The organism is Sandarakinorhabdus oryzae, from assembly GCF_009733735.1.
In the GTDB taxonomy this organism is placed as follows: domain Bacteria; phylum Pseudomonadota; class Alphaproteobacteria; order Sphingomonadales; family Sphingomonadaceae; genus Sandarakinorhabdus; species Sandarakinorhabdus oryzae.
Window position 1 is genome coordinate 1 of record NZ_WNJP01000058.1, and the last position, 16,550, is coordinate 16,550.

Sequence of the window (16,550 nt, forward strand, 5' to 3'; positions counted from 1 at the left end):
TGGCGAAGCAACTGACCGGCGCGGTGATGCCGCCCGCCGGCGTCGCGCCCGACGCGCCGAGCGCGGCCACCGCGAGGCTGTGATGGCTGCCGACGATGCTGGCGCTGGCGGTCCCGCGCTCCCACACGGTCAACGGGAAGGCTTCCTCGTGGATATTGGCCAGGCCCAGCCGCTGCATCTCGGCCTTCGCCCATGTGCGGCCACGCGCTTCAGCTTCGGTGCCAGCCAGGCGCTGGCCCACCGTGTCGGTGAGGTCGGTGAGCAACCCCCACGCCTTGTTGCCGGCCAGCGCCGCATCGCGCAGCTGCGCCGCGGTGGCGAGGCGCTCGGCGGGCTGGGCCATGGCTGGGGCCGTGGCCACACAAAGCGCGGCAAGCGAGATCATAAGTTGGCGCATGGCGAAGGCTCCCCGGCCGGGCATGATGCCCGTCTGCGACTGCCATAGGGGAAGCGGCAGCCGGGTCAATTGGCCGGTTTGCGCGCGCTGCGGCCTTGGGCTAAGGCAGCCGCGTCCCGTCCAACACCAGATTTGCGGAGCCTCCCCGTGGCCTATCAATATGCGTTCGTGATGAAGGGTCTGTCCAAGACCTATCCCGGCGCCAACAAGCCCTGTTTCAAGGACATCACCCTGTCGTTCCTGCCGGGGGCGAAGATCGCCATCATCGGCCCCAATGGCGCCGGCAAATCGACCCTGATGAAGGTGATCGCCGGCATTGATACCGAGTTCCAGGGCGAAGCCTGGGCCGCCGAAGGCGTGAAGGTGGGTTATCTGCCGCAGGAACCGCATCTCGACCCGACCAAGGACGTAAAGGGCAATGTGATGGACGGGGTGCGCCCCGTTGCCGACCTGGTGGACCGGTTCAACGCGATCAGCGCCGAAATGACCGATCCCAAGGACGATACCGATTTCGACAAGCTGCTCGAGGAAATGGGCACGCTGCAAGAGAAGATCGATGCGGTGGACGGCTGGACGCTCGACAACCAGCTTGAAATCGCCATGGACGCGCTGCGCTGTCCGCCGGGCAACAGCGGCGTTGAAAAACTGTCGGGTGGCGAAAAGCGCCGCGTCGCGCTGTGCAAGCTGCTGCTGGAAAAGCCGGAGATCCTGCTGCTCGACGAACCGACCAACCACCTGGATGCGGAATCCGTGTCGTGGCTGGAAAACCACCTCAAAGAATATAAGGGCATGGTGATCCTGGTCACCCACGATCGCTACTTCCTTGATAATGTGGTGAAATGGGTGCTGGAACTGGATCGCGGCCGCGCCATTCCGTTCGAAGGCAATTATTCGGATTGGCTGGAAGCCAAGCAGAAGCGCCTGGGCCAGGAAGAGCGCGAAGACGCGAGCCGCGAGAAGGCCATCAAGCAGGAGCTGGAATGGATCAGAGCCTCGCCCAAGGCCCGCCAGACCAAGAGCAAGGCCCGCATCAAGGCCTTTGACGAACTGGTCGAAAAACAGGCCAACCGCCGCCTGGGCGAAGCCCAGATCCTGATCCAGGTGCCCGAACGCCTGGGCAACAAGGTGATCGAGGCGCACAACCTTACCAAGAGCTATGGCGACAAATTGCTGTTCGAGAATCTGTCGTTCAGCCTGCCGCCCGGCGGCATCGTCGGCATCATCGGCCCGAACGGCGCCGGCAAGACCACGCTGTTCCGCATCATCACCGGCCAGGAAGTGCCCGACAGCGGCGAGATCGTCATCGGTGAGACGGTGAAGATGGCCTATGTCGACCAGAGCCGCGACGCGCTCGATCCCAACAAGAATGTCTGGGAAGAAATTTCGGGCGGCAACGACAAATTCTATTTCGGCAAGAACGAGGTGCTGACCCGCGCCTATGTGGGTGCGTTCAACTTCAAGGGGCCGGATCAGCAGAAGAAGGTGGGCCTGCTTTCGGGCGGTGAGCGCAACCGCGTCCACATGGCCAAGATGCTGGTGAAGGGCGGCAACGTGCTGCTGCTCGACGAACCGACCAACGATCTCGACGTCGAAACCCTGCGGGCGCTGGAAGAAGCGCTGGAAAGCTTCGCCGGCTGCGCCGTGGTCATCAGCCACGATCGCTTCTTCCTCGATCGCCTGGCAACGCACATCCTGGCCTTTGAAGGCGACAGCCATGTCGAATGGTTCGAAGGCAATTTCCAGATGTATGAAGAGGACAAGCGCCGCCGCCTGGGTGATGCCGCGGATCGTCCGCACGCGCTGACGTACAAGAAATTGACGCGCTAAGGGTGCGGTCTGGGGCTTGTGCCCCGGCAAGGGCGCGCTTCCAGCGTTTGGTCGATGGGCCCCAGCTTTCGCTGGGGTGACGGTTGGGTTCGTGCCCAACTTTCCCGCCACCCCAGCGAAAGCTGGGGCCCATCACCCATCCTGTTCAGCAATCGCACTGGTGGAGGCGCACCCCCTAATCCCGCCCCAGCGTCGGAAAGCCCAGTTCCGACACGGCGAGATCAAGCCAGTGCGGGTTCATTGCCTCGATCAGTTCAATTTTCCAGGCGCGTTTCCACGCCTTGATCTGCTTCTCGCGGCGGATGGCGGCTTCGATGTCGCCGAAGGCCTCGTGCCAGACGAGCCGTTTGAGGCCATGTTCGCGGGTGAAGCCCGGGATGACACCAAGCCGGTGCTCCGAGACACGCCGCATCAGGTCGGAAGTGACGCCGGTGTAGAGCGTGCCCTGGCGGCGGTTGGCGAGGATGTACACGTAGCCGCCCTTCTCCATCGGGCCGTTACCTCGCAATGCGCGTGCGTGGTGCATTTGGGCGATGGGCCCCAGCTTTCGCTGGGGTGACGACGGAGTTTGTGGTCAATTTGCCCGTCACCCCAGCGAAAGCTGGGGCCCATCGCCCGTTCCACAGAGCGTGAGGACTCAAGGCGCCAGCCACGCCCCCGCCCAGCCATCCTCGCTGCGAAACAGCGCCCGCCGGTGCCCGCTGTTGGCCAGGTGCAGCCAGTCGATCGCCGTCACATCAATCCACAAAGTCGCGAAATTGGTCCGCGCCGGCCCGATCTGTCCGGCCGTCGGCTGCTGGCCTTCGATCCAAGTCGGCAGGCCCGACGATGGACCCGGCAGGGGCGTGCCGGGGGCGTGTTCGGCGAGGTAGCAGCGGCGAGCGAAGAGGGTGGATTGTTCCCAGATGGCGTCCACCGGTTCGCCATCGGTCAACACGCGCGCGGTGCCGGCAAGGCGCAGTTGCACCTGTTCGCCTGGGTGATAGGCCAGCACGGCGACCGGCCGGCCATCGAGCTCGGCCACCTTGGGGCTGCGCGCGTCGGTGTGGAGGCGCAGCGTGGCGCTGGCCGGATCGGCTTTGCGCAGCACCATCACCCGCGCCTGCGGCAGACCCTGGGCATCGACGCTGGCGATCACCGGCGTGTGCAGCGGGCTCTTGCGGTCCGCCCCGCCGCGCACCAGCAACGTCCAGGCGTGGGCTCGGATCGCGGCCAGGTCGTTGCGGTCGATATCGGTCATTTGGCGGCCTTGATGCCATAGCGCGCGAACATCGCGTCGATCTGTGGATAGATGCGGCGCGCGACGATCAGATCGCGGGCGCTGTCGGCGCTGCGGCCCAGCCGGCCGAGCACGACGGCGCGCAGGAAGCGGCTTTCGGCGAGGCCGGGGCTGAGCGCCAGCGCAGCGTCGAGATCGGCCAGCGCCTTGTCGTTCTGGCCCAGCTGCGCCCACACCAGCGCGCGCGAATCGAGCACGCCGGCGTTGCCGCCCAGCTCCAGCGAGCGCCCGCAATCAGCGAGCGCGCTGTCCAGCATCTGCTTGCGCTGCGCCTTCATGTAGCATTTGGCGTTGTAGAGCTGCCACTTGCCCGGCGCGGCCTTGATCTCGGTGTCGAACGCAGCCAGCGCCTCGGCGATGTCGCCATATTCGCCCTGCAGCGCATTGCGCGAGATCGCCAGGTCGAGCCGGTTTTCGCCGCCCAGCGCGATGCGTTCATCCAGCAGCGCCAGAGCGTCGGCCAGCTTGCCCTGTTCAGCCAGGATATTGCTGAGCCGGTAGATCGCGGCGAGGTTGGCGGGATCGAGATCATGCGCGGCCTGCGCCTGGGCCAGTGCGCCGGCGCTGTCGTTCAGCCGATACAGCGCCGCCGACAGGCTGAGGTGGCGATCGACGGTGGGCGCCAGATCGACCGCCTTGGTGAAATCAGCCCGCGCCCCGGCATAATCGCCGGCGCTGAAGCGGAAATTGCCGCGCGCGTGCCAGCTGCTGGCCTCTTCGGGATCGTTGGCGATCAGATCGGCATAGACCGCCTCGCCGGCCTTGATCTGGGTGGCGCCGGCCGGATCACGGCCGTTCACCTCCCAATAGCGCCGCGCTTCCGGGCTGGCGATCAGGCGCGGGGCGCTGGCCTTGGCCTTGGCCAGGGCATCGCGTTCGGCGGCAATGGCGCTGGCCGGGATCTCTACACCGGACGAATCCATGCGCTCGTCCATGGTGGCGACGCCGCCAGCCAGGCTGACGCTGCGCACCAGATGCTCGCCGCGGATGGAGCCGTCAAAGGCCGGTGTGCCATCCAGGCTGATGCCGCGGCCGGCGTTGGGCAGCTTGACGCTGAGCCGGTAGGCGACGCCTGATGGCAGGTCGGCCATCACCGGGATTTGCGCCCAGGCCGGGCGGCCGCGATCGACATTCCAGTCGATGCGGGCGAGCAGCTTGTCGAGCCCCAGGGTGAAGCGCTGGCCGTCCTGCTGCCAGTCGTCATCGAGCACGGCGTTGGCGGTAAGGGTGACGCTGCCGGCGGCGGCATCGCTGGTCGCCGTCACCTTGCCGACATTGGCATCACCCATCTGGCGGCTGATCAGCTTGGCGATCAGATCATGGGTTTCCTTGGGGCCAAGCTGGGCGGCAACCGCATTATACTGGCCGGCATTGCGGCCGATGAGCGTGAGCTTCACCGTCGCCACCGGATCGAGATCGAGCGCGGCGCTCTGATCCAGGCTGACGTCGACGGCGATGCCGGGCCGGGCATTGGCGTGCATCTTCAATGGCATCAGCGCCGCGCCGTCGGGGCGCAGCGGCAGCACGTTGAAGAAGGGCGGCGTGTCGCGGATATCGGGCAGGCGATCGCCGCTGCTGGTGCCGTCCAGCCACAGCACGTCGCCGCCGATCACGGCGCGCACCAGCACATGGTTGAAGGCCAGCGCGCTGGGCAGTCGCACGGAAACCAGGTCGCCCAGTTCGGTATGGGCCAGTACCGGCTCCGCCTCGATGCCCATCTCGCGGAGCAGGGCGAGCAGCAGCAGCGTCTTGGCCTTGCAGTCGCCATAGCGGGCTGACCAGGTCTGTTCCGGCGGCTGCGGCACATAATTGCCGCCGTTCAATTGCACCGCGAGATAGCGCACCTTGTCCTGCACCAGTTCGAGTGCGCGCTGGGCGCGTTCGAGCGGGTTGCTGGTGGCGGCCATGATGGCGGCGGCCTCGGCCTTCAGCAGGCTGCCATCGGCGATCAGGCCCTTGGTGGCATAGAGCGGCGCCATCGTCTTCGAGACATCTGCCCAATCGGCAAAGCTCGACACGTCGACCAGTGACGGGCGCTTGAAGCGGCCGGGCGCGTTGGGCGGAATCTCCGCCGGCTTGGCCACCGGTAGCGTGAAGCTGACCTGCTCATAGCCGCCGGCGCGGCTGGTCTGGCCGCTGATGCCGGGCTGCAGCGCCTGGACCTTGGGGGCCTTGCCGGCCGGCCAGCTCAGCAGCAGCCGGCCAAAGCCCAGCCGCACCGGCTGCGGCAGCAGGAAGCCGACCGTCTGCATGCGGCCGGCCAGTGCCTTGTCGGTATCGGTGATCGAGAAGGCGATGCGCAGCATGTCGCCAACGCGCAGGCCCTCCACGTCGAGCGTGGCGGTGAGCACGCCGGTGACCATCTGTTGTTCCAGATTGGCCTCGCGGCGCAGCACGGTGAAGCGCTGGCCCTTGGCGATGAGATCGATGACCTCGCCGCCGCGCAGGATCTCCAGACGGTGGATGATCAGGTCGCCCTTGTCGGGCACCCAGGGCAGGGTGAGCGAGGTCTGCTTGCCCAGTTCCTCGGCGTTGACGATGCGGCGGACGATATCGGAATAGCCCCAGACCCGGCCATTCTCCAGCCGCTGCTGGGTGTCATAGACGACCAGCGGCGGCAGGCTGGTGGTGACGGCTGGCAGGCTGGCGGGCTGCACCCAGGCCGGGGCCGGCTGGTAGAGCGGCTCCGTGCCGGCCCGTGCGGTGGCGACAGGGGCGGCAGCCGCCAGCAAAAGGCCAAGCACAGCCCACGTGTGGACATGGATCAATTGAAAATTCCTCGCCTCAACAACCACTGACCCAAGCTTTGTGTGGGGCCTTTCTTGTTGTCTGGTCAATGGTGTGCGGCAATCATTTCACTTCGATGATGGCGTCGACTTCCACCGGCCAGCCGCGCGGCAGGCTGCCAGCCCCGGCGGCAACGCGCGGCGCCTTGCCGGCATCGCCAAAGGCCGTTACCATAACTTCGGAAAACCCGTTCATCACTTCGGGATGCTGGGTGAATTCGGGCGTGGCATTGACGAGGCCCATCACCTTGACCACGCGCCGGACCCGGCTCAATTCGCCCAGCTGCGCCTTGATGGTGGCCAGCATGCACAGCGCCACCTTGGCCGCAATGGCCTTGCCGGCGGCGACATCCATGGTGGCGCCCAGCTTGCCGGCCGCGCCGGCCGGGCATTCGCCGTGGCCGGCCAGAAACATCAGATGGCCCACGCGCGCCGCCGGCACATAGAGGCCGATCGGGGCATTGGGCGGCGGCAGGGTGAGACCGGCGGCGGCGAGGCGTTGTTCCGGCGTTTCGGCAAGCGCCGGGGTGGCCATGAGAGCGAGAGCGACGAGAAAAGTGCGCATGACCTGAGGGCTCCTTGCCGGGTTCACGCACCGGGCCTAGCATCAAGGCCTGCAACCGCAAACAGGAGAGGGCGCGTGGCCGCAGTTTCTCAGCATGTGCCGGGCCATGCCCACGGCGCGTTCGCCAGCGCCGCCGACACCGATCCCGCCGGGTTGATGCAGGGCGCGCCGGTGCCAGCGGCGCGCCAGGTGCGCTGGGACGATGGCTCGATGTGGCGCTTTCCCCAGCAGCGCTGGGCCTTTTCCCATATGCGCGCTCTGGTGCCGACCATGAACATCCCGCGCGAAGGAGCGGTGAGCGCGCTGCCGGCAGCCCTGCACGATGATCTCGACGATGTGCACCTGACGACGCTGGACGGGCGGACGATGACGTGGCGCGAGTCGCTGGCCGCCACCTACACCGATGCCATCCTGGTGCTGAAGGACGGTGTTGCCGTTTACGAGCGCTGGTTCGGCGTCACCACCCCGGCCACCCAGCATATCCTGTTTTCGGTGACGAAAAGCTTTGTCGGCACCATCGCCGAACTGCTGATCGAAGAAGGCCGGATCGATCCAGATTCGAAGGCATCGGCCTATGTGGCTGAACTGCAAGGGTCTGGCCTGGGCGATGCGACGGTGCGCCAGATCCTCGACATGCGCACCGGCCTGGCGTTCAGCGAGGATTATGTCGCCGGGCAGAGCGGCCTCAGCGACGTGCAGCGCATGAGCATCGCCAGCGCCTGGATCCCGCGCCCGGCCGGCTATGATGGGCCAGACGGGCATTTCGCCTTTGTCGCCAGCCTGGGCCAGAACGCGACCCATGGTGGCGATTTCGTCTATCGCACGCCCAACACCAGCGCCCTGCAATGGATTGTCGAGCGCGTGGGCGGGGCGCCGCTGGCCGCGCAGATCCATGCGCGTTTCTGGTCAGGCATGGGCATGGAGCGCGATGCGGCGCTGGCGGTGGACCGGCAGGGCACCGGCTTCGGCGGCGGCGGGCTGATGGCGGGCCTGCGCGATATCGCCCGCTTTGGCGAGATGCTGCGGCGGGGCGGGCACTGGAACGGCGAACAGATCGTGCCGGCCGCCGTGGTGGAGCGCCTGTTTGCCGGCGGTGATCCGGCAGCGTTCGTGGCCTGCCAATACACGGGCAACCTGGATGGCAATTATGGCAGCCAGTGGTGGCACCGCGCCGGCGGCCAGATGATGGCGATGGGCGTGCACGGCCAGGGCATCTATATTGACCGCGCTGCCGGCGTGGTGATTGCCCGCCTGGGCAGCCATCCTGTCGCCAGCAACCGCGGCAATGCGGCGGTGACGATGCCGGCCTACGACGCGTTGGTGAGCGCGCTGGTTTAGCCGGCGCTGCTCACCAGCCGCAGCGCACCCGGCTCCATCGTGGTCAGCGCCCGGCGGGCGATGCGCGGCACGTCGGCCGAGGGCAGCGCCAGCAACTCGTCTGCAACGCGCACCGCCTGGGTGCAGAAGCGGCGACGATCCGGCACGCTGGCAAAGCCGTTGTAGAGCCGGGTCATCGCCTTGTCGTGCAGCGCCACGCCGGCACGACCATGGATTTTCTGGTAACGCGCCTGCTCGGTGGCATAGGCATCGTTCAGCAATGCGCGATGGCGCTTGAGGATATTGTTGTAATCCCCTGCCAGCGAACGATTCTGGCAGATCAGCGCCGCCACGTTCAAGGCGCCGCGCAGCGCCCAGACGACATCGGAGCCTGCCGCCGTCGCTTCCGGCGTGAGCTTCATCGGCGGCGCCGTCGGTGCGACTGCGGTGACCGCAGCTGGTGGTCGTGGCGGCGGCTGCGTGCTGGCAACCGGTCGATATTCATTGCTGCTGCAGGCCGCCAGGGCCAGCAGCCCCAACATGGTGGACGAACGCAACGCAAAGTCCGGCAGCCCCGCCGGCAAAACCCTGTTCATATCTGCACCCTCTCGGGCCGCCTCCCATGCGGCCCTTCAGGGGAGAATAGGGCAACAGGCTTGCCGATGGCTTAACGGCAGATCAGGCCAGCGCCGCCAGCCAGTTTGCCACCGTATCGAGATCGGGCGCGACGGCGAGCAGGCGGGCGCGGATGGCCGGCGTGGCCGGCAACAGGTCTGGCACCATCACCACCTGGCACCCGGCGTCGGCGGCGGAGATCACGCCATTGTGGCTGTCCTCCAGTGCCAGCGCGGTGGCCGGTGCGACGCCCAGTCGGGCGGCAGCGGCCAGATAAGGTTCGGGGTGCGGCTTGCCGCGGCTGACATCATCGCAGCCGACGATGGCGGCAAAGCCGTCGAGCAACCCGGCATGGCCGAGATGGGCACGGGCGAGCGCGTTTTCGGAGCTGGTGGCGACCGCACAGGGAATGCCGGCCGCGTTCAGTTGCGCCAGCAGCGTTGCCGCGCCGGGCTTGAGCGGGCGGACCGGCCCCCATTCGCCGCGGATGCGCTGGCGCACTTCGCTGCGCATCACGTCATAATCCAGCCCGGCACCAAAGCGCGCCTGCATCAGCGCCCGGCTCGCTGGCTCGGGCCGGCCGATCAGCTCGGCATAATCATCACCGCTCATGGCAAAGCCGAGATCGGCCATCACCGCCACCATGGCGTCGCGAATCAGCCGCTCGGTATCGAGCAGCAGGCCGTCCATGTCGAACAGGACGGCCGCCGGGCGGGCGGTCAGCATGAAGGGCGGATCAGGCCGGCTGCTTGGCGCGGGCGGCGGCGATGCGGGCCTTCCAGTCGGCCGGGCCGGTCTGGTGGACGCTGGTGCCGGTCGCATCGACCGCCACCGTCACCGGCATGTCCTTCACCTCGAATTCGTAGATAGCCTCCATGCCGAGATCGGCGAAGGCGACGACGCGGCTGGCCAGAATCGCCTTGGACACCAGATAGGCGGCGCCGCCCACCGCCATCAGATAGGCCGCCTTGTGGCGCTTGATCGCCTCGATGCCGGTCGGCCCGCGCTCGGCCTTGCCGATCATGGCAATCAGGCCGGTCTGGGCCAACATGGTTTCGGTGAACTTGTCCATGCGGGTGGCCGTGGTCGGCCCGGCGGGGCCCACCACCTCGTCGCGCACCGGATCGACCGGGCCGACATAATAGATGACGCGATTGGTGAAATCGACCGGCAGCCTCTCGCCCCTGGCCAGCATGTCCACCATGCGCTTGTGGGCGGCGTCGCGGCCGGTGAGCATCTTGCCGGTCAGCAGCAGGCGGTCACCCGGCTGCCAGCTGGCGACCTCGGCCGGGGTCAGCGTGTCGAGATTGACTGGCTTCGACGCCTTGTCCGGCGTCCAGTGCACCTGCGGCCAGTCTTCCAGCTTCGGCGGTTCCAGATAGGCGGGGCCATTGCCGGTGAGGGTGAAGTGCGCGTGGCGGGTGGCGGCGCAATTGGGGATCATGCCGATCGGTTTCGAGGCGGCGTGAGTCGGCGTGTCGAGAATCTTCACATCCAGGATGGTCGACAGCCCGCCCAGCCCCTGTGCGCCGATGCCGAGATCATTGACCGCGTCATAGAGCTCGATGCGTAGCTCCTCGATGGGGGAGCGCGGCCCGCGTGCCTTCAGCTCGGCCATGTCGATCGGCGCCATCAGCGATTCCTTGGCCAGGATCATCGCCTTTTCGGCCGAACCACCGATGCCGATGCCCAGCATGCCGGGCGGGCACCAGCCGGCGCCCATCAGCGGCACGGTGTTCACCACCCAGTCGCGGATGGAATCGGATGGGTTGAGCATCGCGAACTTGGCCTTGTTCTCCGATCCGCCGCCCTTGGCCGAGACAAGAATCTCGACATGGTCGCCGGGCACCAGCTCGATGTGGACGACGGCGGGCGTGTTGTCGCGGGTGTTCACCCGGGTGAAGGCCGGATCGGCGACGATGGAGGCCCTGAGCTTGTTTTCGGGATCCAGATAGGCGCGGCGCACGCCTTCGTTGACCATTTCCTGAACAGTTTTCGTGGCTTGCCAGCGGACGTTCATTCCAACTTTCACGAAGGCGACCACGATGCCGGTGTCCTGGCAGATCGGGCGATGGCCTTCGGCGCACATGCGGCTGTTGGTCAGGATCTGGGCAATGGCATCGCGCGCGGCCGGTGATTCTTCCAGTTCATAGGCACGGCCCAGCGCCCGGATATAATCCATGGGGTGGAAATAGCTGATATACTGCAGCGCATCGGCCACGGAGGTGATGACATCCTCCTCGCGGATCACGGTCATGGTTTGTCCTGTTGCCTTTTGGTCACGGGTGAACCGTATCAGGATAGGCGGCGGCGGGTGCAGCGTCCAGTTTTTGCCCGGCCCGCGCTTGCCGGATTGTTACAGCAATTTTGCACAAGCCCTTGAGGAAACGAATCGCGGCACCGGTCGCGGGCCTGGCCTGTGGATGAATCGCTCGCCGATTCAACCGGTTCGGATGGCAATTCCGGGCCGTCAAGCAAACAATGGGGCTTGCGCGCCGATTCATCTGTGGCACTATCACTAGCGTATCGGAGCTCATCAGACACAAGTTGTGGTGGCTCCGGGCGGGGGACATCCCGGGCAAGGGGCGAATTGCCTGTGGATATCGGGGACAAGTGCTGCTGCGGCAAAGAAGGCGCGTGACCCCGATTTGTTCCCCTCGTATGATTGAGGGGCCTTAATAGTATGAGCGAGTTTCGCATGACTGATAGCAGCGCAGGTTTGACCACCGCTGATCCCGCCACCGACTCCGCCGACAGCGGGGACGCGCTGGCCGCCACCATGGCCGCCGGCGTGCTCGCCCAGGCGGCCGCCGCTGCTGCGGCCGCCAAGCCGGCCAAATCGGCCAAGCCGGGCAGCAGCGAGATCATGCCGTGGAAATTCCCGGTGACGGTCGATCGTAGCCGCGACGCGCTCTTGACCGATTTCGGCAAGGACACGCTGGACGACCGCTATCTGCTGCCGGGCGAATCCTATCAGGACCTGTTTGCCCGCGTCGCGGCTGCCTATGCCGACAATGCCGAGCACGCCCAGCGCATCTATGACTATATCAGCCAGCTGTGGTTCATGCCGGCGACCCCGGTGCTCTCCAACGGCGGCACTGGCCGCGGCCTGCCGATCAGCTGCTATCTGAACAGCGTTTCCGACAGCCTGGATGGCATCGTTGGCACCTGGAACGAGAATGTGTGGCTGGCCTCGCGCGGCGGCGGCATCGGCACCTATTGGGGCAATGTGCGCGGCATCGGCGAGCCGGTGGGCCTCAACGGCAAGACCAGCGGCATCATCCCGTTCGTGCGGGTGATGGACAGCCTGACGCTGGCGATCAGCCAGGGCAGCCTGCGCCGCGGTTCGGCGGCGGTCTATCTCGACATCAGTCACCCGGAGATCGAGGAGTTCCTCGAAATCCGCAAGCCGTCGGGCGATTTCAACCGCAAGGCGCTGAACCTGCACCACGGCGTGCTGGTCACCGATGCCTTCATGGCCGCGGTGCGCGACGGCACCAAGTTCGATCTGGTCAGCCCGAAGACCGGCGAGAAGCGTGCCGAAGTCGATGCCCGGGCGCTGTTCACCAAGCTGGTCGAGACCCGTCTCGCCACAGGCGAGCCCTACATCATCTTCATCGATGAAGTGAACCGCACCATGCCCAAGCACCAGCGCGACCTGGGGCTCAAGGTATCGACGTCGAACCTGTGTTCCGAAATCACCCTGCCGACCGGGCCCGACCATCTTGGCAACGACCGCACCGCCGTGTGCTGCCTGTCGTCGCTGAACATCGAGACCTGGGACCAGTGGCACGACAAGCCGCTGTTCATCGAGGATTGTATGCGCTTCCTCGACAATGTGCTGCAGGATTATATCGACCGGTCCGAACCGGCGATGGCGCGCGCCGCCTATGCCGCGATGCGCGAACGCTCGGTGGGGCTGGGCGTGATGGGCCTGCACAGCTTCTTCCAGGCGCGCGGCCTGCCGTTCGAAAGCGCGCTGGCCAAGAGCTGGAACAAGAAGATCTTCAAGCATATCCGCGCCCAGGTCGACCAGGCGTCGATGAACCTGGCGGTGGAGCGCGGGCCGTGCCCGGATGCCGCCGACATGGGCGTGATGGAGCGTTTTTCCTGCAAGATGGCGATCGCGCCGACGGCGAGCATCTCCATCATCTGCGGCGGCACCTCAGCCTGCGTCGAGCCGATCCCGGCCAACGTCTATACCCACAAGACGCTGTCGGGCAGCTTTGTCGTCAAGAACCCGTATCTGGAAAAGCTGTTGATTTCCAAGGCGAAGAACAGCGACACGGTGTGGAATTCGATCCTGGAGCGCGGCGGTTCGGTGCAGCACCTGGATTTCCTCACGCCGGAGGAAAAGGCCACCTATCGCACCGCCTTCGAGATCGACCAGCGCTGGCTGATCGAGCTGGCCGCCGACCGCACGCCCTTTATCGACCAGGCCCAGTCGCTGAATCTGTTTATCCCGGCCGATGTCGAGAAATGGGATCTGCTCATGCTCCACTATCGGGCGTGGGAACTTGGCATCAAATCGCTTTATTACCTGCGCTCGATGAGTGTACAGCGGGCCGGGTTTGCCGGCGGCGTTGAAGCCGACAACACGACCGAGGCCCCGGTCATCCAGGTTGAGCGGCGTGATTATGATGAGTGCCTGGCGTGCCAATGAGGCGTGCCGGCGCAACGGGCTTGCCCTGCCACACAGCAGGGCGATTCACCGGCCGGGGTGCTGCCCGGCCGGACGGTGAGGGGGTCGTGGCGATGCTTTCCACGACGTGTGTCCACGACCCCCTCCCAACCACCGGCTGGACAACCGGTGAGCAAGTTGTGAGTGGGCGTGCCTTCGGCGGGAAGCGTACCGTCTCCAACGGGTGTTTGCCGGTGCCGTATGGCGCCGCGGCGTTGCAGGCACAGTTTTCGTGTTCCGCGTCAGAGGCGGGTGCAAGGCGCACCTGGCGCGCAACATGGTCTCCGGCTTTGCGCGGCCGGGCCGGCCCACTGATGGTCCGGCCGTCGCAAGGTGCGGATGCAGGGGCACGATCCCTGTCCGCCGAAGGCAAGTTTTACGTTGTTTCCCAAACCGTTAACGCAGGATTTTGAACCATGCCGCTGCTTCAGGCGTCCAAGTCGTACAAGCCTTTCGAATATCCCTGGGCCTATGATTTCTGGAAACGCCAGCAACAGATCCACTGGATGCCCGAAGAGGTGCCGCTGGGCGAGGATTGCCGTGACTGGGCGCAGAAGCTGACCGATCACGAGCGCAACCTGCTCACCCAGATTTTCCGCTTCTTCACCCAGGCCGATGTCGAGGTGCAGGACTGCTACCACGACAAATATGGCAGCGTGTTCAAGCCGACCGAAATCAAGATGATGCTGACGTCGTTCTCCAACATGGAAACGATCCACATCGCGGCCTACAGCCACCTGCTCGATACCATCGGCATGCCTGAAAGTGAGTACAGCGCGTTCCTCAACTACAAGGAAATGCGCGACAAGCATGATTATATGAACACGTTCGGCGTGAGCACGAATGAGGATATCGCCAAGACGCTGGCGATGTTCGGCGGCTTCACCGAAGGCCTGCAGCTGTTCGCCTCGTTCGCCATGCTGATGAACTTCCCGCGCTTCAACAAGATGAAGGGCATGGGCCAGATCGTTTCGTGGAGCGTGCGCGATGAATCGCTTCACTGCGAAGGCATCGTGAAGCTGTTCCACGCCTTCTGCGCAGAAACAGGCGTGCTCAACAGCCGCATTCGCGACGACATTGCCGACGTGTGCCAGCGCACCGTGCGCCTGGAAGACGCATTCATCGATCTGGCCTTCGAACAGGGCCCGGTGAGCGGCATGACGCCCAAGGACATAAAGCGCTATGTCCGCTACATCGCCGACTGGCGCCTGAAGCAGCTCGGCCTGCAACCGATCTACATGATCGAGGAACATCCGCTGCCCTGGCTGACGCCGCTGCTCAACGGTGTCGAACACGCCAACTTCTTCGAAGCCCGCGCGACGGAATATTCGAAGGCCGCCACCAAGGGCGACTGGAACGAAGTGTGGACCGCCTTCGACAGCCGCAAGGCCGCCAAGGCCGCCAGCGAAGCCAAGCCGGCGAACACGGACGACGCACAGGGTGGGTTGCTGGGGGTGGCGGCAGAGTAGCTTCTAGGCGCCCCAATTCTATGGGCACGTCAATTGCAATATATCCTCCGCTGAAAGTTGAAGGTGGCCGCCTTTCCCTGAGCTATGGCGATTCGGCACAGCGGCTTAGGTTCTTTTTGACCTACTTCGAGGATGTCCTGATTGTGCCGACTGGCCTTTCGGGACATCCTTTAAACTTCATGAGCCGTGATGAATTCTCTGCAGTCGACCAGAGATTGGCAATGACACTTCCAGACCGGCCAATACAAATTGGCAGTGTTCGTGCTGGTATGTTTGATCATGATATCGAGGCAGTGTTTCAGGAAGTGAACCGCGTTCAACCTGGGCGGTGGTCTGTGGCGACTCCTCCATGCTCTCGATGGAATGGACAAAGTGAACCTATCCCTCATTTGTTGGCGACGTTTGAGCGGATCCTTCCATGTCCAGGAGTAGGGGTTCCTCTGGAGGAGATCGCGCAATTTCGGACTGCAAATTCAAGGCAATTACAGCGCTTTACAGACCAAATCGATATAATAATAGATTGCACTATTGCCGGAGATAAAATCTCTGCTGAGAGAGATCTTAGAAATATGATTGAAGAGTTAGAAATAATTGAATCGGAGATGAAGAAAGAAGGCTGGTCTCCCTTAAAAATTGATTTTTCTGTAAAGCGGATGGTCGCGGCGACAGGCCTTAGTGCCATATCAACCGCAATTGCCGTCGCTGCCGGGCTTAATCCTATACTTGCTGCTGCTCTAGGTGCGATGGCTGGATCAATTTCGATTGAGGACCGTTCAGCTATGGGTACAAAAATGAGCAATCAAATTCCCCGAATCTACGAATACATTATTCAATCATTCCATAGATTTGGCAATACATCTCCATTTTACACTCCCGTGGAATTTGAAAATCACGTTGATGCGCTAACTTTTGCAAACAACTCATATGTTGCTAGATTCCCGAGAGAGCAACCCTCGGAGCCGCAAGTCCGAAATTCAATAATCGTATGGAATTCATTTGGTTGATTATTCTGTAGACGAAGTCCTGCAATCAGTAGGATTTAGAAGTAAATTTAGCCTTGTTAATCGCCAGAGTTATTGCTTGCGCTTTTGGGCGTGATCCAACAACCGGGTGCAGGGACCGAGTCCCTGCCCGCCGGAGGCCTCCCCTTCTCCCCCCCTCAGGCCGCCGCAGCCTGCGCCGGACGCAGGCCCGGCACCAGCTGCGGCACGCGGCGGGCGTAGGCGTCGTAGCTGTCGGGGAAGGCGGCGCGCAGGATGTTTTCCTCGTGGTGGATGCGGCGATATTGCAGGGCCAGCTGGGTGATGGCCAGGGCGATGGCGCCCCATGACCAGTGGCTGAGGATCATGCCGGCGGTAGTGATGGCTTCGGCCAGGTAGAGCGGGTGGCGCACGAGGCCGTAGGGGCCGGTGGTGATCAGTTCGCGGGCGGTGGGCGCGATCGAGAAGGATCGGCCGAGGAAGTGCAGGGCATAGGCCGAGGCCGCGAAGCCGGCGACCATCAGCGCGACGGCGATGACCAGCGCGGCGGCCGGCGGCTGGCCCGGGGGCAGGGCGGCCAGGCCCATGAGGGCGAAGGTGCCGCCGACGGCGGTGACGCGCGGTTCGAGGCCAC

13 protein-coding genes and 1 pseudogene are annotated in these 16,550 nt (G+C 64.5%); 5 read left to right on the top strand and 9 right to left on the bottom strand.

What is annotated here, in order from left to right; translation table 11 throughout:
- Nucleotides 1-343 (bottom strand): annotated as a pseudogene (locus GJ693_RS07675) (peptidase M28 family protein); the annotation flags it as partial.
- 201 nt (nt 344-544) lie between these two features.
- Here GJ693_RS07675 and ettA point away from each other — a divergent pair.
- Nucleotides 545-2,224, top strand: a complete 1,680-nt coding sequence (gene ettA, locus GJ693_RS07680) for an energy-dependent translational throttle protein EttA (RefSeq protein WP_156255735.1) — start codon at nt 545-547, stop codon at nt 2,222-2,224.
- Between the two features lie 175 nt (nt 2,225-2,399).
- On the opposite strand, the gene GJ693_RS07685 is transcribed toward ettA, so the two are convergent.
- The 4 genes from GJ693_RS07685 to GJ693_RS07700 all read right to left on the bottom strand — a co-directional run bounded on the left by GJ693_RS07685 (nt 2,400) and on the right by GJ693_RS07700 (nt 6,854).
- A complete protein-coding gene (locus GJ693_RS07685; protein WP_235902728.1) occupies nt 2,400-2,750 on the bottom strand; it encodes a GIY-YIG nuclease family protein in 351 nt (116 codons plus the stop codon).
- 111 nt (nt 2,751-2,861) lie between these two features.
- Nucleotides 2,862-3,464, bottom strand: coding sequence for a pyridoxamine 5'-phosphate oxidase family protein (locus GJ693_RS07690; RefSeq protein WP_197042042.1), 603 nt, complete (start codon nt 3,462-3,464; stop codon nt 2,862-2,864).
- Nucleotides 3,461-6,271, bottom strand: a complete 2,811-nt coding sequence (locus GJ693_RS07695; protein ID WP_235902730.1) for a DUF3857 domain-containing protein — start codon at nt 6,269-6,271, stop codon at nt 3,461-3,463. The genes GJ693_RS07690 and GJ693_RS07695 overlap by 4 nt, the downstream gene beginning before the upstream one ends.
- An 82-nt stretch (nt 6,272-6,353) precedes the next feature.
- The gene (locus tag GJ693_RS07700; RefSeq protein WP_156255736.1) at nt 6,354-6,854 is read right to left on the bottom strand and encodes a RidA family protein; all 501 of its coding nucleotides are present in this window, start codon (nt 6,852-6,854) and stop codon (nt 6,354-6,356) included.
- Nucleotides 6,855-6,929: 75 nt separating this feature from the next.
- Here GJ693_RS07700 and GJ693_RS07705 point away from each other — a divergent pair, with 75 nt between their 5' ends.
- On the top strand, nt 6,930-8,192 hold the full coding sequence (locus GJ693_RS07705; protein WP_156255737.1) for a serine hydrolase domain-containing protein: 1,263 nt from the start codon (nt 6,930-6,932) through the stop codon (nt 8,190-8,192).
- Here the strand turns inward: GJ693_RS07705 and GJ693_RS07710 are convergent.
- The 3 genes from GJ693_RS07710 to GJ693_RS07720 form a co-directional block, all read right to left on the bottom strand.
- The gene (locus GJ693_RS07710) at nt 8,189-8,593 is read right to left on the bottom strand and encodes a hypothetical protein (RefSeq protein WP_156255738.1); all 405 of its coding nucleotides are present in this window, start codon (nt 8,591-8,593) and stop codon (nt 8,189-8,191) included. The genes GJ693_RS07705 and GJ693_RS07710 overlap by 4 nt on opposite strands.
- Nucleotides 8,594-8,849: 256 nt before the next feature.
- Nucleotides 8,850-9,512, bottom strand: a complete 663-nt coding sequence (locus GJ693_RS07715; RefSeq protein WP_197042044.1) for an HAD family hydrolase — start codon at nt 9,510-9,512, stop codon at nt 8,850-8,852.
- A 10-nt stretch (nt 9,513-9,522) separates the two neighbouring features.
- Entirely contained in the window at nt 9,523-11,043 is a 1,521-nt protein-coding gene (locus tag GJ693_RS07720) for a fumarate hydratase (protein WP_156255740.1), read from the bottom strand.
- Nucleotides 11,044-11,565: 522 nt separating this feature from the next.
- Here GJ693_RS07720 and GJ693_RS07725 point away from each other — a divergent pair.
- From GJ693_RS07725 to GJ693_RS07735, 3 genes are all read left to right on the top strand, one after another.
- A complete protein-coding gene (locus GJ693_RS07725) occupies nt 11,566-13,449 on the top strand; it encodes a ribonucleoside-diphosphate reductase subunit alpha (protein ID WP_408014552.1) in 1,884 nt (627 codons plus the stop codon).
- 434 nt (nt 13,450-13,883) lie between these two features.
- Nucleotides 13,884-14,936 carry a ribonucleotide-diphosphate reductase subunit beta gene (locus GJ693_RS07730; protein ID WP_156255742.1) on the top strand — a complete coding sequence of 351 codons (1,053 nt, stop codon included), beginning with the start codon at nt 13,884-13,886 and terminating at the stop codon, nt 14,934-14,936.
- 20 nt (nt 14,937-14,956) lie between these two features.
- On the top strand, nt 14,957-15,940 hold the full coding sequence (locus tag GJ693_RS07735; protein ID WP_156255743.1) for a DUF6236 family protein: 984 nt from the start codon (nt 14,957-14,959) through the stop codon (nt 15,938-15,940).
- Nucleotides 15,941-16,095: 155 nt separating this feature from the next.
- Here the strand turns inward: GJ693_RS07735 and GJ693_RS07740 are convergent.
- Nucleotides 16,096-16,550 (bottom strand): methyltransferase family protein (locus tag GJ693_RS07740; RefSeq protein ID WP_156255744.1); only part of this gene is annotated, 455 nt, incomplete at its 5' end.